Annotated in this window: 21 protein-coding genes; 17 read left to right on the forward strand and 4 right to left on the reverse strand. The window is 67.7% G+C overall.

Annotated elements, in window-relative coordinates:
- Nucleotides 1–432: 432 nt before the first annotated feature.
- Nucleotides 433–3,744: an efflux RND transporter permease subunit gene (locus tag CCS01_RS27860; protein WP_104522032.1), complete on the forward strand. Its 3,312-nt coding sequence runs from the start codon at nucleotides 433–435 to the stop codon at nucleotides 3,742–3,744.
- Between the two features lie 383 nt (nucleotides 3,745–4,127).
- Here CCS01_RS27860 and CCS01_RS27865 read toward each other — a convergent pair whose 3' ends face one another.
- Both CCS01_RS27865 and CCS01_RS27870 read right to left on the reverse strand, forming a co-directional pair.
- Nucleotides 4,128–4,904 (reverse strand): DUF72 domain-containing protein, encoded by a 777-nt coding sequence (locus CCS01_RS27865; protein ID WP_104522033.1) that lies wholly within the window; start codon nucleotides 4,902–4,904, stop codon nucleotides 4,128–4,130.
- A 136-nt stretch (nucleotides 4,905–5,040) separates the two neighbouring features.
- Nucleotides 5,041–6,948, reverse strand: coding sequence for a DEAD/DEAH box helicase (locus CCS01_RS27870; protein ID WP_104522034.1), 1,908 nt, complete (start codon nucleotides 6,946–6,948; stop codon nucleotides 5,041–5,043).
- A gap of 243 nt (nucleotides 6,949–7,191) precedes the next feature.
- Here CCS01_RS27870 and CCS01_RS27875 point away from each other — a divergent pair, with 243 nt between their 5' ends.
- Nucleotides 7,192–8,094 (forward strand): ion channel, encoded by a 903-nt coding sequence (locus CCS01_RS27875; protein ID WP_104522035.1) that lies wholly within the window; start codon nucleotides 7,192–7,194, stop codon nucleotides 8,092–8,094.
- Between the two features lie 157 nt (nucleotides 8,095–8,251).
- Nucleotides 8,252–8,932 (forward strand): OmpW/AlkL family protein, encoded by a 681-nt coding sequence (locus CCS01_RS27880; protein ID WP_104522036.1) that lies wholly within the window; start codon nucleotides 8,252–8,254, stop codon nucleotides 8,930–8,932.
- 12 nt (nucleotides 8,933–8,944) lie between these two features.
- Here the strand turns inward: CCS01_RS27880 and CCS01_RS27885 are convergent, their stop codons facing one another.
- On the reverse strand, nucleotides 8,945–9,688 hold the full coding sequence (locus CCS01_RS27885) for a sulfite exporter TauE/SafE family protein (RefSeq protein WP_104522037.1): 744 nt from the start codon (nucleotides 9,686–9,688) through the stop codon (nucleotides 8,945–8,947).
- A gap of 108 nt (nucleotides 9,689–9,796) precedes the next feature.
- Between CCS01_RS27885 and CCS01_RS27890 the strand changes: the two genes are divergently transcribed.
- The 13 genes from CCS01_RS27890 (at nucleotide 9,797) to CCS01_RS27950 (ending at nucleotide 21,725) form a co-directional block, all read left to right on the forward strand.
- Nucleotides 9,797–10,012 carry a hypothetical protein gene (locus CCS01_RS27890; RefSeq protein WP_104522038.1) on the forward strand — a complete coding sequence of 72 codons (216 nt, stop codon included), beginning with the start codon at nucleotides 9,797–9,799 and terminating at the stop codon, nucleotides 10,010–10,012.
- Nucleotides 10,005–11,468, forward strand: a complete 1,464-nt coding sequence (ccoN, locus tag CCS01_RS27895) for a cytochrome-c oxidase, cbb3-type subunit I (RefSeq protein ID WP_104522039.1) — start codon at nucleotides 10,005–10,007, stop codon at nucleotides 11,466–11,468. The genes CCS01_RS27890 and ccoN overlap by 8 nt, the downstream gene beginning before the upstream one ends.
- Before the next feature lie 4 nt (nucleotides 11,469–11,472).
- Nucleotides 11,473–12,198, forward strand: a complete 726-nt coding sequence (ccoO, locus tag CCS01_RS27900; RefSeq protein WP_104522040.1) for a cytochrome-c oxidase, cbb3-type subunit II — start codon at nucleotides 11,473–11,475, stop codon at nucleotides 12,196–12,198.
- On the forward strand, nucleotides 12,195–12,338 hold the full coding sequence (locus CCS01_RS27905) for a cbb3-type cytochrome c oxidase subunit 3 (protein ID WP_104522041.1): 144 nt from the start codon (nucleotides 12,195–12,197) through the stop codon (nucleotides 12,336–12,338). The genes ccoO and CCS01_RS27905 overlap by 4 nt, the downstream gene beginning before the upstream one ends.
- Nucleotides 12,338–13,210 carry a cytochrome-c oxidase, cbb3-type subunit III gene (ccoP, locus tag CCS01_RS27910; RefSeq protein ID WP_104522042.1) on the forward strand — a complete coding sequence of 291 codons (873 nt, stop codon included), beginning with the start codon at nucleotides 12,338–12,340 and terminating at the stop codon, nucleotides 13,208–13,210. Before CCS01_RS27905 ends, ccoP begins: the two co-directional genes overlap by 1 nt.
- A 10-nt stretch (nucleotides 13,211–13,220) precedes the next feature.
- Entirely contained in the window at nucleotides 13,221–14,699 is a 1,479-nt protein-coding gene (ccoG, locus tag CCS01_RS27915; protein ID WP_204848453.1) for a cytochrome c oxidase accessory protein CcoG, read from the forward strand.
- 18 nt (nucleotides 14,700–14,717) lie between these two features.
- The gene (locus CCS01_RS27920; RefSeq protein ID WP_104522043.1) at nucleotides 14,718–15,179 is read left to right on the forward strand and encodes a FixH family protein; all 462 of its coding nucleotides are present in this window, start codon (nucleotides 14,718–14,720) and stop codon (nucleotides 15,177–15,179) included.
- A gap of 318 nt (nucleotides 15,180–15,497) precedes the next feature.
- On the forward strand, nucleotides 15,498–17,873 hold the full coding sequence (locus tag CCS01_RS27925; protein ID WP_104522044.1) for a heavy metal translocating P-type ATPase: 2,376 nt from the start codon (nucleotides 15,498–15,500) through the stop codon (nucleotides 17,871–17,873).
- Nucleotides 17,870–18,010 carry a cbb3-type cytochrome oxidase assembly protein CcoS gene (ccoS, locus tag CCS01_RS27930; protein WP_104522045.1) on the forward strand — a complete coding sequence of 47 codons (141 nt, stop codon included), beginning with the start codon at nucleotides 17,870–17,872 and terminating at the stop codon, nucleotides 18,008–18,010. The genes CCS01_RS27925 and ccoS overlap by 4 nt, the downstream gene beginning before the upstream one ends.
- An 808-nt stretch (nucleotides 18,011–18,818) precedes the next feature.
- Entirely contained in the window at nucleotides 18,819–18,998 is a 180-nt protein-coding gene (locus CCS01_RS27935) for a hypothetical protein (RefSeq protein ID WP_104522046.1), read from the forward strand.
- 91 nt (nucleotides 18,999–19,089) lie between these two features.
- Nucleotides 19,090–20,742, forward strand: a complete 1,653-nt coding sequence (locus CCS01_RS27940) for an NRAMP family divalent metal transporter (RefSeq protein WP_104522047.1) — start codon at nucleotides 19,090–19,092, stop codon at nucleotides 20,740–20,742.
- A 13-nt stretch (nucleotides 20,743–20,755) separates the two neighbouring features.
- Complete coding sequence (locus CCS01_RS27945; RefSeq protein WP_104522048.1) at nucleotides 20,756–20,992, forward strand: hypothetical protein; 237 nt, start codon at nucleotides 20,756–20,758, stop codon at nucleotides 20,990–20,992.
- Nucleotide 20,993: 1 nt separating this feature from the next.
- Nucleotides 20,994–21,725 carry an MgtC/SapB family protein gene (locus tag CCS01_RS27950; RefSeq protein WP_239992429.1) on the forward strand — a complete coding sequence of 244 codons (732 nt, stop codon included), beginning with the start codon at nucleotides 20,994–20,996 and terminating at the stop codon, nucleotides 21,723–21,725.
- Between the two features lie 270 nt (nucleotides 21,726–21,995).
- Here CCS01_RS27950 and CCS01_RS34835 read toward each other — a convergent pair whose 3' ends face one another.
- Entirely contained in the window at nucleotides 21,996–22,787 is a 792-nt protein-coding gene (locus CCS01_RS34835) for a cupin domain-containing protein (RefSeq protein WP_204848454.1), read from the reverse strand.
- Between the two features lie 311 nt (nucleotides 22,788–23,098).
- On the opposite strand from CCS01_RS34835, the gene CCS01_RS27960 reads away from it, so the two are divergent.
- A complete protein-coding gene (locus tag CCS01_RS27960) occupies nucleotides 23,099–23,794 on the forward strand; it encodes a Crp/Fnr family transcriptional regulator (protein WP_104522051.1) in 696 nt (231 codons plus the stop codon).
- The last annotated feature ends 364 nt before the right edge of the window (nucleotides 23,795–24,158 follow it).

Here is a 24,158-nt window from a genome sequence, read left to right on the forward strand (position 1 = left end):
GGCCCCATCGTCATGGCCGGGTGTGTCCCATGCTTATCAGGACAGGGCGTCCGGCGGAGCAAGGTCGTCTCCCTCACCGTCATGGCCGGGCGTGTCCCTACGGGATGCACACATCTCGGAAACGGTCCGCCGCTGCGTTTCCCTTTCGTCATGGCCCGGCTTGTCCGGGCCACCTATTCCAGCACGTGTGCCGCGACAGGTGGCCCGGACAAGCCGGGCCATGACGATGGGGGAACGCTCTCGGCGCCCAGGCAAGCACTTGATTTTACGGTCATTTCCGACTCGTTTCCAGGATGTGTGCATTGCGTAGGGCGTGTCCCGGCCATCTGCGCTGCAACGGCGGGAAACGGATGGCCGGGACACGCCCGGCCATGACGAAGGGGGCGGCGGCCATGACGGAGGGAGAACGGCCATGACCGAGGGAGAGCGGCCATGAACATCTCCGCCCCGTTCATCGCCCGGCCCGTCGCCACGACCCTGCTGACCATCGGCATCGCCCTGGCCGGCATCTTCGCCTTCTTCAAGCTGCCGGTCGCGCCACTGCCGCAGGTGGACTTCCCGACCATCATGGTGATGGCGCAGTTGCCCGGCGCCAGCCCGGAGACCGTCGCCACCAGCGTCGCCAGCCCGCTGGAGCGGCATCTTGGCCAGATCGCCGACGTTACCGAGATGACCTCGGTCAGCGCCACCGGCCAGGCGCAGATCGTGCTCCAGTTCGGATTGAACCGCGACATCAACGGCGCGGCACGCGACGTCCAGGCGGCGATCAATGCCGCCCGGGCGGACCTGCCCAGCAGCCTGCGCACCAACCCGACCTATCGCAAGGTCAATCCGGCCGACGCGCCGGTGCTGATCCTGGCGCTGACGTCCAAGACCATGACGCGCGGGCAGATGTACGACGCAGCCGCCAACGTGCTGTCGCAGAAGATGTCGCAGATCAACGGCATCGGCCAGGTGATCATCGGCGGCTCCGCCCTGCCGGCGGTCCGGGTGGAGCTGAACCCGAACGCTCTGTATAAGTACGGCATCGGGCTGGAGGACGTCCGCGCCGCCCTGGCCTCGGCCAACGCCAACAGCCCCAAGGGCGCCATCGAGGCCGACGGCCGGCACTACCAGCTCTACACCAACGACCAGGCTACCAAGGCGGCCGACTACCTGCCGCTGGTCATTGCCTACCGCAACGGCGCGCCGGTGCGCCTGTCCGACGTGGCCGAGGTGGACGACTCGGTCGAGAACCTGCGCAACGCCGGCCTGTCGCAGGGCCGGCCCGCGGTGCTGATCATCCTGTTCCGCCAGCCCGGCGCCAACATCATCAGCACGGTGGACAGCGTGAAGGCGGCGATCCCGCAACTGAAGGCGGCGCTGCCGGCCGCCATGAACCTGGACATCGTCAACGACCGCACCACGTCGATCCGCGCCAGCCTGTACGACACCGAGCGGACCCTGCTGATCGCGGTTGGGCTGGTCACAATGGTCGTGTTCCTGTTCCTGCGCAGCGTGCGGGCGACGATCATCCCCGCCATCGTCGTGCCGGTGTCGCTCATCGGCACGTTCGGCACGATGTACCTGCTCGACTACAGCCTGGACAACCTGTCGCTGATGGCGCTGACCGTCTCGACCGGCTTCGTCGTCGATGACGCCATCGTGGTGCTGGAGAACATCTCGCGCCACATCGAGGACGGCATGCCGCGCCGCCAGGCGGCTCTGCGCGGCGCGAGAGAAGTCGGCTTCACCGTTGTTTCCATGACTCTTTCCCTGGTCGCGGTGTTCCTGCCAATCCTGCTGATGGGCGGGATTGTCGGGCGGCTGTTCCGCGAGTTCGCGATGACCCTGTCGCTGGCGATCATGGTGTCGCTGGCGATCTCGCTGACCACCACGCCGATGATGTGCGCTCTGCTGCTGAAGCCGGCCAACCGGCAGGGGCCGAAGAAGCGGACGCTGTTCGAGCGGGCGCAGGCGGTCTATGGCCGGACCCTGGCCTGGGCGCTGCGCCACCCGGCGCTGGTGATGCTGGTGCTGCTGGCCGCCGTCGGCCTGAACGTCGCGTTGTACGTCATTGTGCCGAAAGGATTCTTCCCGGACCAGGACAACGGCGCGCTGATCGGCCGGCTGCAGGCGGACCAGAGCACCTCGTTCCAGGCGATGAAGGTCAAGCTGGCCGAGATGTCGCGCATCGTGCAGCATGATCCGGCGGTGCAGAGCGTCGTTGGATTCACCGGCACCGGTGGCGGCGGCAGCGCCAACCAGACCAACACCGGCTCGGTGTTCGTCGCGCTGAAGCCGATGGGCGAGCGCGACAGCATGACCGCGGTCACCAGCCGCCTGCGCCGCAAGCTCGCCGCGGTGCCGGGGGCGCACCTGTTCCTGATCCCGATCCAGACCCTCCGCGTCGGCGCGCATTCGACCAACGCCGCGTATCAGTACACGCTGGAGGCCGACAGCGCGCAGGAGCTGTACGCCTGGGCGCCGAAGCTGGTGACGGCGCTGGAGCACGATCCGATCCTGCGCGACGTCAACTCCGACCAGCAGCAGAAGGGCCTGGAGACCGACGTGGTGATCGACCGGGCCAGCGCCGCGCGGCTGAACATCAACGTCAGCCAGATCGACAACACGCTGTACGACGCCTTCGGCCAGCGGCAGGTGTCGACGATCTACAAGGCGCAGAACCAGTACCACGTGATCATGGAGGTCGCGCCCCGCTACTGGCAGAGCCCGGAGACGCTGCGGGACGTCTATGTCAGCACCTCCGGCGGCAATGCCAGCGGCACGCAGGTGACCAATGCCGTGGTGGGCACCGTCGCGGCCTCGACCAAGACGGCCGCGGCCAAAAGTACGACCACGGGTGCTGTCACGGCGGCGAGCGTCGCCCTCAGTTCAGCGCGCAACGCGTCGAGCAATGCGCTGGCGAACACCGGCAAGGGCAGCGCGTCCTCGGGCGCCGCGGTCAGCACCGCGCAGGAGACGATGGTCCCGCTTGCCGCCGTTACCTCGTACGGGCCCGGCAATACGCCGCTGGCGGTGAACCACAAGGGGCCGTTCGTCGCCACCACGATCTCGTTCAACGTGGCCCCCGGCGCCTCGCTGAGCGAAGCGGCTGCGGCGGTCGAGCAGGCGATTCGGCAAATCCACATGCCGGCCTCGATCCACGGCGGGTTCCAGGGCACGGCACAGACGTTCCAGGAGTCGCTCAGCACCATGCCGCTGCTGCTGCTGTCGGCGCTGGGCGCGATCTACATCGTGCTGGGGGTGCTGTACGAGAGCTACGTCCACCCGGTGACGATCCTGTCCACCCTGCCCTCGGCCGGCATCGGCGCGATCCTGGCGCTGATGCTGTGCCAAACCGAGTTCAGCCTGATCGCTGCCATCGGCATCATCCTGCTGATCGGCATCGTCAAGAAGAACGCCATCCTGATGATCGACTTCGCCCTGGAAGCCGAGCGCACGCTGGGCCAGGAGCCGCGGGAGGCGATCTTCGAGGCGTGCCTGATGCGCTTCCGCCCGATCATGATGACCACCAGCGCGGCGATGCTGGGCGCCCTGCCGCTGGCGCTCAGCTTCGGCGACGGCGGCGAGTTGCGCCGGCCGCTGGGCATTTCCATCCTGGGCGGGCTGGCGCTGAGCCAGGTGCTGACGCTCTACACCACGCCGGTGGTGTACCTGTACCTCGACCGCTTCCGCCTGGCCGCCAAGCGCCTGTGGCGGCGGGCCTTCCCGGAGTTGGAGGTGCCCGAGGCGGCCGAGTGAGGCGTCGGGGGCAACAGGACCGGCTGAAAGCCCCCTCGGACCGGAAGGCAATAGCACCCGGGCCTGTAGTCCGGCAGAAGACCCGCTGAAAGTGCAAGCAATCTTAGTGACTTAGTGTCCTCGTGTTAGATCATCAGAACGAGCAGCACGAACCTGTCCGGGATCGCACCGCCCCTGGCACACGTCGGTGCCGTGCTCACCGTTGGCTTTAACACTAAGACACTAAGCCAATAAGATTACTGCGATTTTTCGACTTCAAGGGCACTGGCAATCTGCCGGCTAGAGCGTTTTCAGCCTGACTGGAAACGCTCCAGCTCATAATTTCACGAGCAATTTCATCGGCCTGAAATCGCTCCGCGATTTCCAGTCAGGCCGATATTGCTCTAGCGTTGCGTCTCCCACATGATGGGCAGCCGGTGCAGCAGGTCGAGCGCGTTCGGGGTCGCCTCGCCGAGCGCCGTGTTGTCGAAGATGCACCAGTCCTCCCGGTCAGGCACCGCCGTCTCCTGCATCTGCCGGGCGACGGCGGCGACGGCATCGGGCCCGTATGCCGAATGATACATCTGCGGCGAGCCGTGCAGGCGGCGATAGATCAGCCCGGGCCAGCCGCCGGGCATGACTGCCCGCGGCACCGGGGGCGGGTCCGCTGCGGCACGAGCGACCTGAACGTCCGAGAGCAGCGCATCCACGGCATCGGTGAACCAGGATGCATGGCGCGGCTCGCAGACCACGAGGCCGCCGAACCGGGCGCGCAGGCTGCCGAAGAAGCCGGCCGCGACGGTCGAGTCGAAGCCCAGGCTCGGCGGCAGTTGCACCAGCAGTGGGCCAAGCGCACCGCCCAGCGCCTGTGCTTCCTCCAGAAACCGGCCGAGCGCTTCCTCGATCCCGACGAGCCTGCGGATATGGGTGATCTCACGCGGCAGCTTGACCGCGAAGCGGAATCCGGGCGGGACGCTGGCCGCCCAGCGGGCATAGGTGGCCGGCTTGTGCGGACGGTAGAAGGACGTGTCGATCTCGACCGCCGGCAGGACGCGGGCGTAGCGCTGCAGATACGTGCCCTCGCCGCCAAAGGCCGAGGCACAGGTCTTCGGAATGCTCCATCCAGCGGTGCCAATCCGGAAGGTCGGGGTTGTCGGCGTGTTGACCTCCAGCCTGGGCATGCGGGTATGGGCGATAGCGTGATCTTGCCCAGGTCCGGGACCGCTTTCCAGTCGCCCAACGGCATCCCGCATCGGAAAATTGCTGCGCAGCCCTCACTATAGAAGGTGTGTCCTACGTCCGCCGTGACAAGTGCCACTACTCTCCGGCGGGCGCCCGCGGCGCGCCCCGCGGCTTGCCGTCAGCCCGGCCGACGGGCGGTTTCCAGCCACGGCGTTGCCGGGCGGTCCAGGCGTATTTCGGATCGCCTTCCAGAAGGTCCACATGGTCCGACAGCCGGTGCCGCTCCAGCCAGCCGAGCGCGGCCTCCAGCTCGGCGATCGTCATCTCGGCGCGGCTGCGGTTGCCCATCACCCGCTTCAGCACGGCATTATAGCTGTGGTACAGCCCGGGACCGCGCGGCGCCTGGCGGGCGATCTCGTCCTCGACCGCCTGCGTCGCCACCATCTCGCCCACCCGCGCCCGCAGGCGGCGCTCGATCACGGAGGGCGGGTCGAGCAGTTCCCCCTGCGGCGCCTCGTTCTCCGGGCGGCGCATCGCCAGGTCGGGGCCGGGCTTCAGCAGGGCGTAGCGCAGCGCCAGGGCGTTGCTTTCCAGCGGCACGATGCCTCCCTTGTCGTCGTCATCCTCATCTGCCTGCGCGGCCAGCTGTTCCTTCAGCCACAGCGGCAGGGTGCGCTGCTTCTTCGGCTTAGGCGGCTTGGCCAGCGTCCCCTGCTCGGTTTCCAGCCGATGGCGGAACTTCGCGAACAGCGGATCGTCCGGGTGATACACCAGGGCGCGCTGCCCGGCGTAGTCGCCCGCGCGCGGATCAATGCGGGTGGCGCGCGCCACCATCTGCTCCAGCCACGGACGGCTGCGGATATGCGTCAGCGCCGCGACCACCGCGACCTCGGGCGCGTCGAGCCCTTCATACGCCATCGCCACCGTCACCAGGATCGCCGGTTCCGGCTGCAGGCGGAAGCTGGCCAGCACCTCGTGCGCGTCGGCCTCGCTGGAGGTCGCCATCCGGACGGTAGCGGTCTGCGCCTGCGGCACCCAGCTTCGCAGCAGGTCCAGGTAGCGCCGCGCCACGCTCTGGTCGGGCGCGACCACCAGCAGCTTGCCCAGGCCCCGGGCCGCGGCGTCGGCGGGCAGGCCGCGCTCGCGCCGCCGCCGCGCGCGCAGGTCGCGCGTGGCGAGGAAGGCGTGGCGCAGCAGGTCCTCGGCGAAGCCGGTGCGCAGGGCGGTGAACAGGGCGGGTCGCGTCGTCTCCACCGGCCAGTGGTTGAACAGCCGGTGCGGGCCGCAGGCTTGGCCGTCCTCGTCCAGCCATTTCGCCTCGCCATCCAGCGCGCCGAACACCACCGGCAGCACGGCGCGGTCCGCCAGCGCCTGGGCGCGGCTGTAGCCGACGACCGCCCAGCCGGGTGCCGCCAGATCGACCTCCTGCATGGTGGCGCGCGGTCCCCGGCGGTACGGCAGCCACAGGATGCCGCGCCCGTCCGCCCGCTCCAGTGTGCCGGACAGCAGCAGGCGCAGGCGTGCCGCCTCCAGCAGCGGCACGATGGCGCGGCTCCAGCCCGAGGCCTCGTCGTCGCCCGGCGCCACGCCGGTGACGTCGGTCAGCGCCGGCAGGTGGTGGATTTCATCGACCACCAGCAGATAGCGGTGCCGGCGGAACTCCTGCAGATGCAGGCCCGGGGCGGCGGCGATGCCCTGGTAGGTGGTGATGTAGCCCGACAGGCCGCGGCACAGGTCGTTGCCGTTGTCGGCGGCGCGCACCGAGACCGCATGGTTCAGCAGTGCCCGCCACTCGGCGTCGGCGAACGCCTCCTCGGCCTGCAGGCGCAGGCTGTCGCGCGGCACCACCCAGCAGACGCGATCGGCCACGCCGGCAGCGATCAACCGCGCCGCGGCGATCACCGGCAACAGCGACTTGCCCCCGCCCGGGGTGACCGCGGCGAGGATGTTGGTGACGTCGGCGGCCTCGCCCGCCGCGATCGCGTTGACGATCGCCGCGACCTGCGCCTGATGCCGTCGAAGGGAACGCGGCGATGGGGACAGCCAGCATGCTCCAGGGTTGCAGGAGCCCCATTTGAGTCAGCCGAGTCGCAAAGGGAATCCCCTTGTTTTTCAGCCCCCAAGATGTTCGTTTTGATCAGTTTTCGTACTTCGCCGGAATCGCGGCGAATGTGGGGAATCCTGTGGGTAGCCTGTGGATAAAATCCGCGGCCGGAACATGTTTTCGCGATTCGTTCATGGACTTTTGTTCTTGGACCCCGCCCGGTCCGGAGCAAGCGTAGCGCCATGCCACAGCGCAGACCGAAACGTCCGCCCAAGCCAATCCCGATCGCACGCAGGGAGTTCGGCCTGCTGGCGCGGGGCATGCGGCGCTTCGACCTGCGTGATCCTTATCGCCTCGCGATCAGCAGCCCCTGGCCAGCGTTCGTGGCGGCGATGCTGGCATGCTGGCTGACGCTCAACCTGGGTTTCGCGCTGGTATATGTGCTGAGCCCCGGCGACATCGGCAACGCGCGGCCCGGTTCCTTCAGCGATGCGTTCTTCTTCAGCGTCGAGACCCTGGCGACCGTCGGCTATGGCGCCATGGCGCCGGCGACGCTGTACGGGCACATCGTCTCGACGTCCGAGATCGTCGTCGGCATGGCGTTCACCGCCATCCTGACCGGCCTGCTGTTCGTGCGGTTTTCCCGCGCCCGGGCGAACATCCTGTTCGCCGACGACGCGGTGGTCCGCACCAAGGACCGCCACCCGGCGCTGATGCTGCGCCTCGCCTGCGGCCAGAGGATCCCGCTGAGCAAAGTGGAGGCGCGGCTGCTCGTGGTGCTGACCGGACGCGACCCCGACGGGACAGCGGGACGGCACCTGTATGACCTGGCGTTGCAGCAGTCGAGCCTGACGGTGCTGGCGACGCTGTGGACCCTGGTGCATGTGATCGACGAAACCAGCCCGCTGCACGGCCTCGATGCCAACGCCCTGACGCGGGCTGACGCCCGGCTGTTCCTGGGGGTCGAGGCGCGCGACCACATGCTGGCGACCACGGTGTACGCCCTCAAGGATTATCCCGTGCCGCGGATACGCTTCGGCATGCACTTTGCCACGGCGGTCGCGCTGGATGAGGCCGGATGCAACGTGTTCGACCTGTCCCGCCTCAGCCTGCTGGAGCCGGATGACGGTCCGCCGGCAGGATGATCGCGGCCCTTGTCGCTTTTCTGCCACAGAGCAGTACAAGTGCGCCGGGTTTGATCTGCGTCAACCCTGTTCGCACCACAAAATAGTTTCTCCCCCCGGCTGCGGATGTAGCAGTTTCATTTGAAACGGTATCGCCGCCGAAGTGCGAGGAGAGACCATGAGACACCTGTTGTTTGCCACGACCATGCTTAGTGCGGTCGCGTGCGGTTCGGCGGCGTTCGCCCAAAGCCCGCTGGATCTCAACCAGCCCCTGGTCGGCAAGCAGGCCGGCACCTTCATGATCCGCCTGCGCGCCATCGGCGTGATCCCCGAGGACAACTCGAGCAGCATCAACGGCTTCCCCGGCGCCCGGGTCAACGTCACCGACCAGGCCGCGCCGGAGGTGGATTTCTCCTACTTCCTGACAGACAATATCGCGTTTGAACTTATCGCGGCGAGCACGCGGCACGAACTGTCCGCCACAATTCCCAATCCGCCGCTCGGCAAGGTCGATGTCGGCTCCGCCTGGGTGCTGCCGCCGACCCTGACGGTGCAGTACCACTTCATGCCGCATTCGGCGTTCAGCCCGTATATCGGCGCCGGCGTGACCGTGGCGTTCTTCTATGGCACCAGCCCGGCCGGCGGCGCCGTCACTCACTTCAGCGTCGGCAACAACGTCGGCCCGGCGATCCAGGCCGGTTTCGACTACAACCTCACGGGCCACTGGTTCTTCAACTTCGACGTCAAGCAGATCTTCCTGAACGCCGATGCGCATGTCGACGCATTGGGCACGACGCTGCATGCGCACACCGCACTGGATCCGCTGGTCGTCGGCACCGGTATCGGCTACCGCTTCTGACCCAGTTGCCGTTCACGCCACGCGCTGCCAGGCCAAAGCCAGCAGCAGCGTGGCGTTGAGCGCCATCAGCACCGGGCCGGCGACCGCGACTCCACGCTGGAACCGCCGCCCGGCCGCGTGGCCGGCAATGCCGACCACCATCAGGCTCGGCGCGGTGCCCAGCCCGAAGGCCACCATCGCCCCCGCGCCCAGCGCCGGCTGTCCGGACGCCGCCGCGGCGGCGAGCGCGGCGTACAGAAATCCGCACGGCAGGAAGCCCAGCGCGAGTCCCAGCAGGAATTCCCCCGCCGCGGTGCCGCGCGGGATCGCCCGGGTGACGCGGGCCAGCAGGCGGCCCCAGGCCGGCGGCACGTGGTCGAGTCGCGCCCAGGCCGGCAGGATTCGCTTCGCCGCCAGGGTCAGGAACAACAGTGCCGCCAGCACCAGCAACACCGCCGACAGGTGCGCGAACCACGCCGAGCGTACGGCGACGGCGGCCGAACCGGACACCAGCGCGCCAAGTCCGGCATATGTGATCAGCCGCCCCAGGTGATACGGCAGCAGCAGGCCGCTGCCAACCCGGCGCCACTCGCAAAGTTGTGTATGTGACAGCCGCGCCATGCGCTCGGACACCTGGCCCAGGACGAACGCCCCGCACATCGGCGCGCAATGCACCAAACTGCCCGCCACGCCTGCCAGGAACAGCCCGGCCAGCAGACCGCCCCGTACCGCTGTGTCCGGCGTGCACAACCCTGTCAAAAAATAGAGATTTTGCATAAGGATCAATGCTATACCTTACTAAGCTGTACGACGTTGACATGAATCAATGTTAAGGACGCCGCGGCACAGCAATTTGCCTGCCACGCAGCCTGGAGAGAGGTGCCTATGGAGAGTGTTGCAAACGTGCTTGTCGGCGTGATGGTAGCGGGGTTCGGCATCGTCGGACTGTTCCTCGTGGCTGGTGCGGCTGACAGCGAGATGTTCATATTCGGACTCGGCCTCGCCGTGTTCGCGGTTGCCTTCAATTTCGGCCTGGTGAAGCGTCACTTCGACAAGCGGGACGCGACACGCGGCGCAGCACGGGAAGCCACCCATGTCTGACCACGCCCTGGCCGAGAGGCCAGTCATCTACAACGACGACGTGGTGAAGAAATTCGTCATCGCGTCGATCTTCTGGGCCATCGTCGCATTCCTGGTAGGCGTCTACATCGCCTCGGAACTGTCCTGGCCCGCGCTCAATCTTGGCCTGCCGTTCACCAACTTCGGTCGCCTGCGGCCTGTGCATACATCCGCAGCTATCTTTGCCTTCGGCGGCTCGGCCCTGCTCGGCACGTCGTTCTATGTGGTGCAGCGCACCTGCCGCGCGCGCCTGTGGGGTGGCGAGGCGCTGGCCAACTTCGTGTTCTGGGGCTACCAGTTCTTCATCGTCATGGCGGCGCTGAGCTACGTCATGGGGTTCAGCCAGAGCCGCGAATACGCCGAGCCGGAATGGCATCTCGACATCTGGCTGACGATCGTCTGGGTGTGCTACCTGCTGATCTTCATGGGCACGCTGATGAAGCGGCAGGAACCGCACATCTACGTCGCCAACTGGTTCTACCTGGCGTTCATCGTCACCATCGCCATGTTGCACATCGTGAACAACCTGGCGCTGCCGATCTCGATGTACTCGGCCAAGAGCTACAGCTACTTCTCGGGCGTGCAGGACGCGCTGGTACAGTGGTGGTACGGGCACAACGCCGTCGGGTTCTTCCTGACCGCGGGCTTCCTGGGGATGATGTACTACTTCATTCCGAAGGCGGCGGGCCGGCCGGTTTACTCCTACCGGCTGTCGATCGTGCACTTCTGGACCCTGATCTTCATGTACATCTGGGCCGGGCCGCACCACCTGCACTGGACCTCCCTGCCCGACTGGACGCAGACGCTGGGCATGGCGTTCTCCATCATGCTGTGGATGCCGTCCTGGGGTGGCATGATCAACGGCCTGATGACGCTGTCGGGCGCCTGGGACAAGCTGCGCACCGATCCGGGCCTGCGCTTCTCGGTCACCGCCGTGGGCTTCTATGGCATGTCCACCTTCGAAGGGCCGGTGATGTCGGTGCGTGAGGTCAACGCGCTGTCGCACTACACCGACTGGACCATCGGCCACGTGCACTCTGGCGCGCTGGGCTGGGTCGCCTTCATCACCTTCGGCGCGCTGTACTACCTGGTGCCGGCGCTGTGGCACAAGGAACTGTACTCCAAGCGGCTGGCGTCGTGGCACTACTGGATCGCCACCCTGGGCATCGTCTTCTACATCGTCTCGATGTGGGTCGCCGGCATCATGGAAGGCCTGATGTGGCGGGCGTACGACAAGTTCGGCTTCCTGCAGTACTCGTTCGTCGAGTCGGTCGTCGCCGTCCATCCGTTCATGGTGCTGCGCATGATCGGTGGCGTGATGTTCCTCATCGGCGGCCTGATCATGGCCTACAACCTGAGACGTACCGTCACCAGCCCGACGATCGAGGCCCCGACGCTCGACACCTCGATGGGCGGCCTGGCCGTGGCGGGGGAATAAGACAATGCAACTACCTATTCGCCACGAATGGTTCGAAAAGAACGCCGTCTTCCTGCTGATGGGGGCGCTGCTGACCGTCGCCATCGGCGGGCTCGTCGAGATCGTGCCGCTGTTCACGATCGAGACGACGGTGGAGCACGTGCAGGGCATGCGGCCATACTCGCCGCTGGAACTGCGCGGGCGCGACATCTATGTGCGGGAGGGCTGCTACCTGTGCCACAGCCAGCAGATCCGCACCCTGCGCGACGAGGTCGAGCGCTACGGCCACTACTCGATCGCCGCCGAGAGCATGTATGATCATCCGTTCCAGTGGGGCTCGAAGCGCATCGGCCCCGACCTGGCGCGCGTTGGCGGCAAGTACTCCAACGACTGGCATTACGCCCATCTGCGGAACGCGCAGTCGATGGTGCCGGAATCGCTGATGCCGCACTACGCCTTCCTGGAGCAGACGCCGCTGGAACTGGACGACCTCCAGGAGCGCATGCGGACCCTGCGCGAGCTGGGCGTGCCCTATACCGATGACGACATCGCCCACGCCAAGGAGGACCTGTTGGCCCAGGCCGATCCCAGGTCGGACAACAAGGCGCTGCTGAAGCGGTATCCGAAGGCGGTTGAAGCATCCGGCAGCGGGCACGTGGTTACCGAGGCCGACGCGCTGGTGGCCTACCTGCAGATGCTCGGCACGTTGGTGAACTTCGCCGACACCAACACCGAGAGGCTGCAGCAATGAGCATCCTCCAGTGGCTCGGACACTATTCGGTTGTGCCTATGACGCTGGTGTTCGTGCTGATCGTCGCCGCCACCTACTGGCCAAGCCGCAAGCGCAAGGTCGAGGAGCAGGGCAAAATTCCGTTCAAGGATGACGTGTAGTGCCTACCAAGATCGAAAAGGATTCCGTCTCCGGCCGCGACACGACCGGCCATGAGTGGGATGGGATCAAGGAACTGGATACGCCGCTGCCGAAGTGGTGGATCTATACCTTCTACTCGAGCATCGCCGTCGCGTTCGTGTTGTTCCTGCTGTATCCCTCGATCCCGTATGGGCCGGGATACTGGCACGGGCTGCTGGGCTACTCGCCGCGCAAGGCGGTCGATGCCGAGGTGGCCAAGCTCCAGGCTGAACGCAAGGTGTCGATGGACAAGATCGCCACCCTGTCGTTCGACCAGATCAAGGCCGATCCGGCGCTGCTGGAGGTGGCGCTGACCAAGGGCAAGATCACCTTCGAGGAGAACTGCCAGGCCTGTCACGGCGCGGGCGGCTCTGGCCATCCGGGCTTTCCGGCCCTGGCCGCGGGCTCCTGGCTGTGGGGCGGCAAGCTGACGGATATCCAGCGCACCGTCACCCACGGTATCCGCAGCGGCGATCCCGCGGCGCACACCAGCGCCATGCCGCCGTTCGGCGAGCTTGGCCTGCTGAAGCCGGAGCAGATCCAGCAGGTCGCCGATTTCGTGTGGTCGAAGTTCTACGGCCACGTGACCGAGGGCCAGGACGTCTCGGCCGGCGCCGCGCTGTTCGCTCAGAACTGCGCCCCCTGCCACGGCGCCGACGGCCAGGGCAACCGCCTGGTCGGCGCGCCGCGGCTGAACAGCCGTATCCACCTCTACGGCGACGCCCGCGAGATCATCGTCTCGCAGGTGACCAAGCCGCGGATGGGCGTGATGCCGAACTGGAACGCACGGCTTGATCCCGCCACGATCAAGTGCGTGACGCTTTACGTGCACTCACTGGGTGGCGGCGAGTAGGAGCCTTCGCGTGTCGCGTATCAGCAAGACTGACAGCCGCCTCCGGGAACACCAGGATGCGGTCGCCCATGACCTCTACGCCAACCGGGTCAAGGTCTATCCCAAGACCGTCCGTGGCCCGATGCGACGAATAAAGTGGGCCGTGCTGATCGCGTGCCTCGCCGTCTACTACGTGCTGCCTTGGGTCCGCTGGTACCGCGGACCCAACCAGCCCGGGCAGGCGGTCCTGCTCGATATTTCGACTGAACGTTTCTATTTCTTCAACCTTGAGCTCTGGCCGCAGGACATCTGGCTGCTGGCCGGGCTGCTGATCCTGGGCGCGGTCCTGCTGTTCCTGGTGACCAGCCTCGTCGGCCGCGTCTGGTGCGGCTACACCTGTCCGCAGACGGTCTGGACCGACCTGTTCATGTGGATCGAGAAGGAGATCGAGGGCGACCGCAACGAGCGCATGGCGCGCGACGCGGCGCCGCTGACCGCCGACACGATCTGGAAAAAGACCCTCAAGCACGGCATCTGGCTGGCCATCGCGTTCTGGACCGGCGGCGCCTGGATCATGTACTACACCGACGCGCCGACTGTGGCGGTCGATTTCTGGACCGGCTCGGCCGCGACGCCGGTGTATTTCTTCACCGGCCTGTTCACCCTGACCACCTACCTGCTGGCGGGCTGGGCGCGGGAGCAGGTCTGCACCTATATGTGCCCCTGGCCGCGCTTCCAGTCGGCCATGCTGGACGACCAGAGCTTCACCGTCACCTACCAGGCATGGCGCGGCGAGCCCCGGGCCCGCGGCAAGCGGGTCGAGGGCGGACCGCAGCGCGGCGATTGCGTCGATTGCGGCATGTGCGTCGCCGCCTGCCCCACCGGCATCGACATCCGCGACGGCATCCAGCTCGAGTGCATCAACTGCGGCCTGTGCATGGATGCCTGCGATCATGTCATGGCGCGCACCGGCCAGGCGAAGGGGCTGATCACCTGGGACACGCTGGCGCGGCAGGCGGCGAAGAAGGCCGGCAAGAAGGAGCCGATCCGTATCCTGCGGCCGCGGACGATGATCTACCTGACTGCCATGACGGCGGCGGTGATCGTCATGAGCACGGCGCTGATGATGCGCTCCACCCTGGGGCTGTCGGTGCAGCGCGACCGGGCGCCGCTGTTCGTGATGCTGGCCGATGGCAGCCTGCGCAACGGCTACACCGTGAAGATCTCCAACAAGACCCAGACGAACGCCCCCTATGACCTGAGCATCACCGGCCTGCCGGGGGCGAAGATGGTGGTGGCCGAGGGCGATCCGAAGCCACAGACGGTGCTGCGCGTGCTGGGCTCGTCCGACGGCGTGGAGACGCTGCGCGTGCTGGTGACCGCCCGCCCGGCGGAACTGAGCAACGGGGCGCAGCCGGTGGACTTCATCCTGCGCGACACCGCGACCGGGGCGCAGACCGTGTATCACTCGACCTTCATGGGCCCGGCCGGCTACGCCGGCGGGCGCTGAAACGGAGAAACGGACAGTATGCAGAAAAGTCCTTACCGCTGGTTCCCCTGGGGCCTGTTCGCCGGAATGCTGGTCGCCTTCGCGGTCAACGGCTACATGGTCTATGCCGCCGTGAAGAGCTTCCCCGGCGTCGCCGGCCAGGATGGGTTCGACCTGAGCGAGCGCTATGACAAGGTGATCGCGACCGCGGCGAAACAGGCGGCGCTCGGCTGGCAGGTCGAGACCAAGGCGGACGAGGCGCGGCACCCTCTGCTGCACCTGGCCGACCGGACCGGCGCGCCGCTGGCGGGCGCCACGATCAAGGCTGAGGCCGAGCGCCCGGTGGGGCCGGCCGCACGGACCTCGCTGGCGTTCCATCCGCTTGACCCGGCGGATTACCAGGCCGATGCCGCGCTGGCGCCGGGGCAGTGGGATGTCCTGCTGACGGTGACGTCGGGCGACAACCGCTACACCACAACCCGGCGCCTGCTGGTCAGGTGATACCGGGGGCCGCAAGGACTGGCCGTTGCCGGCGCGTCGTGGCGGGCGAAGGCGCCAGCCTCATCGTCATGGCCGGGCGTGTCCCGGCCATCCGCCCCCACCGTCGAAGCGCAGATGGCCGGGACACGCCCGGCCATGACGATAGAGAGACGAACACGCCTTGGTCCCCGTTATGTTACCGCCTATGCGGACAAGCCGGGCCATGACGGCGTGGCAACCATCATGCCACCGGCCCGCTGTTTCAACGCCAATGCAGCCCAGGAGCGCCATGACGCCAGGACGCAGGCGGCCCCCGGTGCAAATTCAAGGACGTCCGGCATGAGCACGGCCGTCGCGCTGCCGCCCGGTCCGGCCGAGGCCACCGCAGCGGCATGCGCCCATTGCGGCCTGCCCGTCGCCGCCGGGCGCCGCTTCTGCTGCCCGGGATGCGAGGCGGCGCACGGCATCATCCAGGGCCTCGGCCTCGGCCGCTACTACCAGCAGCGCCTGGAGGCAGCCGGCAGCCGCGCCCTGCGGCCGGAGCCGGGCGAGCGCCGGGACCTGGCGCGGCACATCGTGGACCGGCCGGACGGCGGCCATGAACTGACGCTGGCGGTCGATGGCGTGCAATGCGGCGCCTGCGTCTGGCTGATCGAATCGGTGCTGGCGAAGCAGCCGGACGTCGAGGTGGGCCGGGTCAACATGACCACCCGCCGCCTGCGCCTCGCCTGGCGCGGCGCCGCCGGCGAAGCCGATCGGCTTGTCGGGCTGATCGAGTCGTTGGGCTACCGGCTGGTGCCGTTCGACACCGCGGCGCTGAACGCGGCCCGCGACGAAACCGGGCGGATGCTGATGCGCTGCCTGGCCGTCGCCGGGTTCGCCGCCGGCAACGTGATGTTCATCTCCATCGCCATCTGGGCCGGCCAGATCGGCAGGTTCACGGAAATCGGTTCGGCGACCGAGACCATGCTGCACTGGGTCTCGGCGCTGCTGGCGATGCCGGCGGTGGTCTATGCCGGGCGGCCGTTCTTCGCCTCGGCCTGGGCGGCGCTGCGGCAGCGGCGCACCAACATGGACGTGCCGGTCAGCATCGGCGTGCTGCTGGTCACGGGCATGAGCCTGGTGGAGACGATCAAGGGCGGCCCGCATACCTATTTCGACTCCGCCGTCACCCTGCTGTTCTTCCTGCTGGTCGGGCGCGTGCTGGACCACCGGGCGCGCGGCCAGGCGCGGGCCACCGCCGAGCAGTTGCTGACCCTGCGCATGACCGACGTCGCGGTGCTGCAGCCGGACGGCACGGTGCGCCGCTGCGCGCAGGAGCAGGTGGCGCAGGACGACCGGGTGCTGGTGGCGAGCGGCGAGCGCATCGGCGTCGATGGCGTCGTGGAAAGCGGCTCGGCCCAGCTGGATGCCAGCCTGGTCACCGGCGAGAGCCTGCCGGTGAACGCCGGGCCTGGTACCGCGGTCTATGCCGGCACGCTGAACCTGGGCGCGCCGCTGACGGTGCGGGCGACGGCGACCGGCGGCTCGACCCTGCTGGCCGAATGCCTGCGCCTGATCGAGGCGGCGGAGGCGCGGCGCGGACGGTTCGTGGTGCTGGCCGACCGGGTGGCGCGGCGGTATGCGCCAGCGGTGCACCTGGCCGCGCTGGCGACGTTCCTGTGGTGGTTCTTCGTCGCGGCGGTGCCGCTGGAGCAGGCGCTGCTGACCGCCACGTCGGTGCTGATCATCACCTGCCCCTGCGCCCTGGCACTGGCGGTGCCGGCGGTGCAGGTGATCGCCACGGGACGCCTGTTCCGCCGCGGCATGCTGCTGAAGTCGCCGACGGCGCTGGAGCGCCTGGCCGAGGTCGATACCGTGGTGTTCGACAAGACCGGCACGCTGACCGAACCGCTGCCGGCGCTGGACGGCACGCAAGATCCGGCCGTGCTGGCCGAGGCGGCGGCGATGGCGGCGTGCAGCCGGCATCCCCTTGCCCGCTCCCTGGTGGCAGCGGCCGGGCGGGTGGCGCCGGCGAGCGGCGTGATTGAACATGCCGGACAGGGCCTCAGCCGCGTGACCGAGGCCGGCGAGGTCCGGCTCGGCAGCCGGGCATTCTGCGGCGGATCGGGCGAGGCCACCGGACCGGAACTGTGGCTGGCGCGGCCCGGTTTGGCGCCGGTGCGCTTCGGCTTCGACGAACGGCTGCGGCCCGACGCGGCGCAGACGCTCGATCGCCTGCGGGCAATGGGGATGACGCTGAAACTGGTCTCCGGCGATCGGCCGGCGCAGGTCGAGCGGATCGCGGCGGCGCTGGGCATCACCGACTGGCGGGCAGGCTGCACGCCGGTCGAGAAGGTGGCGCTGGTCGAAGGCTGGGGCGCGGAAGGCCGCAAGGTGCTGATGGTGGGCGACGGGTTGAACGACAGCCCGGCCCTGGCGGCGGCCTCGGTATCGGCGTCGCCGTCCACCGCGGCGGATGTCAGCCAGACGGTGGCGGACCTGGTGTTCCAGGGCATGAAGCTGGGGCCAGTGGCGGTGGCGCTGCGGACGGCGCGGCGGGCGCGCGCGGCGATGCGGCAGAACCTGGCGCTGTCCATCGGCTACAACGTTGTGATGGTGCCGCTGGCAGTGGGCGGCCTGGTCACGCCCTGGCTGGCCGCGGTGGCGATGTCGAGTTCGTCGCTGCTGGTGATGGCGAACAGCCTGCGATTGCACAGGAGTACGGACGCATGACGATTCTTCTGTATCTGCTGATTATCAGCCTGACATTCGGGGCGCTGGGTCTGGTGGTGTTCCTGTGGTCGCTGCGCTCGGGGCAGTACGACGACCTGGATGGAGCGGCGAACCGCATCCTGTTCGACAAGGATTAGGACGGTTCGTTGCCTGTGTCGCAGGATAGGGTGGGTCTCCTGAAGGATCGGTCCGTTCTCTCACCGTCATGGCCGGGACACGCCCCATCGCTATCAGGATAAGGCGACGGCTGGAGAACGGTCTTTCCCTGATCGTCATGGCCCGGCTTGTCCGGGCCACCTATTCCAGCACGCGTGCCGCGACAGGTGGCCCGGACAAGCCGGGCCATGACGGTATGGCAATGGCGTGCGCCACCAAATTCCTCTCCAGCCACCGCCTTATCCTGATAGTGATGGGAACACGCCCGCCATGACGGAGAGGCAAGGGCGTCGTCCGCTTCCCGCCATTGCGGTGCCGGCTGGCCGATTCCGTGGTCGTTGCAATCGTGCCTACCATCCGGCGCGGTCGGAGGCGGGCCGGGGACCGCGCCAGCCTGTTACAGAGTAACAATGTCGTCGGGTCCCGGGACGCCGCCGTTGCACGCCGCCTGCCATGCCATTTGGACACGAGAAAATACCTTGACCCTGACCGTCCGGCGGGTCTAAGCGCCGAATCAGCCCGGCCGGCCACAGGCTTCGGTCGTTTCGGGCTTGGACAAGCCCCGGCCCCGGCCGGACATTGCAACCCCTTAAGGATCACATGAACCCGCGATCTAGCAAACAGTCCTCGGAGTGCCACAGTCGGCGTTTGCCTGCTGTTGTGACGTCCCCGCTGGACTGCTTCATTGCCCGGGAAGCGCATGTGACCGCGATGGCGCCGGCAATCGGCTGAGCCATCCGGCCTGAGCCTCCCGGGTCCGAGCAACCGCTTGACCCAGAGGAGGCTGATATGGCCACCCTGCTCGATATCGACGTTCTGCGGGCGCAGGAAGCGTCCGCTGTCGCCCTGGCCGCGCTGACCGGCGGCCACACCGCACGCCCGCTGCTGGCGGCGGGCTGGACGATCGCGCCCGATGGCCGCCTGGCCTGCGCCTGGCAGACCGTCGCCGCGGACCCTCAGCCGGGCTGACGCGCCCGACGCGGCCTCGCCGCGTCCCCTCCGCCGTTTCCGCCGTCGCCGGCGGGACGGCCGCGCGTCACGTTCCGGCTCCGAGGTCACCATGTCCAACCGCAACCTGAACCAAGCCGCCTGCGCCGCCGTGCTCGACTCCGCCCACCTGGGCGACATCGAGGGCGCGATGGGCACCATCCGCCAGCACGACATCGGCGCCCGCAACAGCTGGGGCGCGCGGCTGCGCACCCTGGCCGCCATCCTCGGCCCCGGCCTGATCGTCATGATCGGCGACAACGATGCCGGCGCGTTCGGCACCTATACCCAGGCCGGCCAGAACTACGGCACCGCGCTGCTGTGGACGCTGCTGCTGCTGGTGCCGGTGCTGTACGTGAACCAGGAGATGGTGCTGCGCCTCGGCGCCGTCACCGGCGTCGGCCATGCCCGGCTGATCCTGGAGCGGTTCGGCAAGTTCTGGGGCGCATTTAGCGTCATCGACCTGTTCCTGCTGAACGGCCTGACCATCGTCACCGAGTTCATCGGCATCAACCTCGCGCTGGGCTACCTGGGCGTGCCGCGGCTGTGGGGCATCCTGGTTGCCGCCGGCATCATCATCGGCGCCGCCTCCACCGGCAGCTTCCGCCGGTTTGAACGGTTCTCGCTGGCACTGTGCTTCTTCAGCCTGCTGCTGGTCCCGGTGTTCCTGGCGGTGCATCCGCCGCTTGGCGAGATCGCCCGCGGCTTCGTGGTGCCGCAGTTCCCGGCGGGGTCGAAGCTGTCCGACGTGATGCTGCTGGTGATCGCCATCGTCGGCACCACCGTGGCGCCGTGGCAGTTGTTCTTCCAGCAGAGCTACATCATCGACAAGCGCATCACGCCTCGTTTCATTCCCTATGAAAAGGCTGACCTGGTGATCGGGATCGGGATCGTGGTGGTGGGCGCGATGGCGATGATGGCGTTCACCGCCGCCGCCTTCCAGGGCACCGCGGGCTTCGGCCGGTTCACCGACGCCGGCGCCGTCGCCGCGGGGCTGGAGGCCGTGGGCGGCCGCGCCGCTGGCGTGATGTTCGCGCTGGCGCTGCTGGATGCCAGCATCATCGGCGCCGCGGCGGTGTCGCTGTCCACCGCCTATGCCATCGGCGACGTGTTCGCGGTGCGCCACTCGCTGCATCGCAAGCCGGCGGACGCCTGGGGGTTCTACCTGGTCTATACCGGGGTGATCGCCGTGGCCGCCGTGCTGGTGCTGCTCGGCAGCGACGCGCTGCTGGGCCTGCTGACCAACGCGGTGCAGACGCTGGCCGGCGTGCTGCTGCCGTCCGCGACGGTGTTCCTGCTGCTGCTGTGCAACGACAAGGCAGTGCTCGGGCCGTGGGTCAACGGACGCTGGCTGAACCTGTTCACCGGGGCGGTGATCTGGGTGCTGGTGATGCTGTCCATCATCCTGACCGCGGCGACGGTGTTCCCGGGCATGAGCGGCGAGTCGATCCTGGCCGTGCTGGGCGGCGGCACCGCGCTGGGGCTGCTGGGCTTCGCTGCCTTGTCCGCCGCGCGCCGCGTGCGGCAGCCTGCCGCGCAGCCGGTGGAAGCCGACCTGCCGGCCGAACTGCCGCGCATGGCCTGGCGGATGCCGCCGCTGTCCGCCCTGCCCGCCCCCGCGCTGTCGCTGGGCACGCGGCTCTGGATGGGCGTGCTGCGCGGCTATCTTGTCCTGGCGGTGCTGCTTGTGGCGTATAAGGTGGTTCAGGTTGCTCTCGGCACTTGAGGACTCCGGCGTCATGGCAGACGATCTCTCACAGAGCCTGGCGGCGCTGCGCCAGCAGGTCATGGCTCTGGCTTCGGTCACCGGCATCCTGGTCGCCGCCCTGCGCCGGGCCGGCCTGATGACCGAGGCGCTGGAGGCGCTGCTGGCTTCCGGACTGGCCGATGCCGCCGCAGCCCAGTCCGAACAGGCCCGGGGGGAGTGGGAGCGCATCATCGCGGCCGTGCAGAAGGTCGCTGCCGGAGCCCCCTGAGGTGACGGAGCCGAGTGCCGTCTTCGGCGACTGGCCGGGCCTGGCGGCGCTGCTGCGGACCGCGCTGGCAATCGTCGTGGCCTTCGTGCTGGGCACGGCGATCGGCTTCGAGCGGCAGTGGCGGCAGCGCTCGGCCGGTCTGCGCACCACCGTGCTGGTGGCGGTTGGCGCGGCGGCTTTCGCCGATCTGGGGATGCGCCTGCGGGGCGTCGAGGGCAGCACGCAGATCGTCGCCTACATCGTCAGCGGCATCGGCTTCCTGGGCGCCGGCGTGATCCTGAAGGACGGCACCAGTATCCGCGGCCTGAACACCGCCGCCACGCTGTGGTGCTCGGCGGCCGTCGGCGCGTTCTGCGGCACCGGGCTGGGGGTCGAGGCGGTGGTGCTGACCCTGGCCGTGCTCGCCGCCAATACCGCGTTGCGCCCGCTGGTGAACTGGGTCAACCGCCGCCCGATCATCAGCGACGTCACCGAGGCGCAATACCAGGTGCACGTCATCTGCCGTCCTGAAGACGTGGGGGACGTGCGCGACCTGCTGGAAGTCGAACTGGCCCGGGCGAACTATCCCATCCGCGATGTCGAGACCCAGAACACCGGCGAGGACCTGATCGAACTGGAGGCGACGCTGGTGCCGACGAGCGCGGCGCCCGATGAGCTCGATGCCGTGGTCACCGCGCTCGAACGAGCGTCGCAGGTCCGAACGGCGACCTGGACGGTGGGGACGACGGCGTGACGGGCGGCCGTCCGCGGGCCGGGCGCCGGGATCGGCAAAGGCGTGGATTGCCTGGCCATCGCACGGAAGTAACGATTATGTCGCTGTTCCGCCGCGCCACGTCCTGCCTGCGTCCCGGTCACGGGACGGACTGACGGCGTTTCGCGTCATGATCCGGCGGGGGACCGCCACAGCACGATCGGACGTTTGCACCGGCATCGAGAGCGCCCATTGCGGAAGCGTGGTGCATGCGCTGCAGGTCCTGGCGACGGCCGCGGAGTCTCCTGACGCTCAGACACGCCGCACCAGGGGCCTGGACGGATCGACGACTGCCAGATTGACTGGCCCGATGCCGCAGATCGCGATGACGGCAGGCTCGGGATGGCCGCGGATCACGCCATCATAATGCGGCGTTCCAGCGACCCGGTGGACGAAGCTGCCGGCCGCCACGGGGACACATGCGGCCGGGTCGAAATCGGCTCCGCTGTTGCACCACCACGTACCCGATACCACCACGCAATATCGGTCAGTACCGTAATGATGCGGCGCGCTCATGAAGCCTGGCCACCAACGGATCAGTGTGTAGTACAGGCCGGCTTTGGTCGGGTCGCCAGCCAGCAGGCAATTGTCGACGCTCCGCTCCGGGAAAGCCGGGTTGGACTTCCATTGCAGTTCGCCGGGTTTGCGGATGATGGTCTGACTGGGATCGAGCGGACTTGCCGCCGCGCTCTTGACGAAACCAATCGGCAGCGCCGAGACGAGCGCGGCCAGCAGGGCATCCCGCCGGAGCGTTGTTTGTGTCATTGCAGCCTCCCGTTGCTGACAAGCCCATTCTTTCGCGGCAGTGATATCCCGCCGATCGGCCGCGTTTACTGTAGCCGAAGTGTCGCCCATGATCACGCGCGTAGCCAGCGGCTTGCCGCACAGACTCGTTGCGCGCCCCTGTCTGGACCGTAACAAAGCGACCGATTGCCATGCAGCGCCGCGGGCGACTGCCTGCGTGCCGGCGCTCCCCGCCCTGATCTTCGTCGCGGCGACTTCGCCATCTTCCCCGAGCCGGGCGACGGCTGCTCCGCGGCTCAACCGGTATGTCCTTGCCGGACATGCCGATGAATTGCCTCCCGGCGCGCCAGTCGTGACCAGTCGGAGCATGTATCTCGCCGGCACCAGCGAAAAATCGTTTCCAATAACAAGACCACGTTGACGAGGAAGAGCCGGCGTTTCATGATCCGAATGGCATCGTCCCGTCCTCGTGCGGGATGGCCGGTCCGGGACTCATCGCCTGAATTCGCGGCTGCATAGCTGGTACGGAACAGCGCCAGTCTGTCGTGATGCGCTGCGATATGCCGTCGCCGGTCTGGTCCGTCATGTTCTGCCGGTAAGGGAGACACGCGATGTCACTGGCCTCGATCACCGTATTCAAGGGCATGAGCCAACACGACCTTCGCCGTCTCGAGCAGGGCAGCGTTGCCCTCGAACCGCATGACGGCACAACCCTGTTCGCGCAGGGCGATCCCGCCGACGCCGTCTATGCGGTCACCGGCGGTGACGGCCATGTCCGCATCGGCGTGATTGATCGCCACAGCAAGGCGCTGATGGTCGAGGTGTTCCGCAGTAGCGACATCTTCGGCGAAATTGGCGTGATGGACAGCGACGTGCGCAGTGCGGCCGCTGTGATCGAAGGCCGGGTAAGGCTGGTGAAAATCAGCCGCGCCGCATTTCTTTCGGCGCTGAAAACATGTCCGTCGCTCGGCGAGGCGCTGTGTCGCATGATGGCGCTACGGTTGCGGCGTACGTTCGCGCTGCTCCAGGATGCCACGTTCGAAAGCCTGGAAGTGCGCCTGGCGCGGCAGATCCTGTACCTGGCGGAACGGGAGGGCCGCCCGACGGACCATGGGATACGGCTGGCGCACCGCTTTCGCCAGGCCGATCTTGCCGATCTGCTCGGGGCGACGACCCGCAGCATCATTACGATCCTGAATGCCTGGCGAACGGCGGGCGTGGTTGCCTATGACACGGATCGGGCGCTGCTGACCGTGCGGAATCTCGCTGCGCTGCGGGCGATCACCGGGGCTGACAGTCCCGAATAGCCGGAACCGGTGCGGCGGACGCTGGCCAAGGCCCGGAGGAACCAAGGCGCTTGCGGCGCGAGCACCCGCCCCAACCTGCAAGCGCGGCAATCAGCCGCCTGGCTGGCCGGACAGTCTTGCCCAATGACAAATTCAACAGTGAGTGAAAAGGTTTCGTATGAACTTGAATTGTGAAACCTCATTGCGACTCCGGCCCGGCATTGCCCCACGATGGAAGCCCGTTGTCTGAACCGCTTGTGTATGTCTGCCCGGGCAAAAAGCCGACAGTCTGCAAGCCAGTTTCAAGAGCCAGCGCCGGCCAGGGTCGATATCGGGGAAGTATGGTGAAGGAGCGGGTCAGTCACGCGGGAAGCACAGCCACGCC

Origin of the sequence: Rhodopila globiformis (assembly GCF_002937115.1) — a bacterium.
Taxonomy (GTDB): domain Bacteria; phylum Pseudomonadota; class Alphaproteobacteria; order Acetobacterales; family Acetobacteraceae; genus Rhodopila; species Rhodopila globiformis.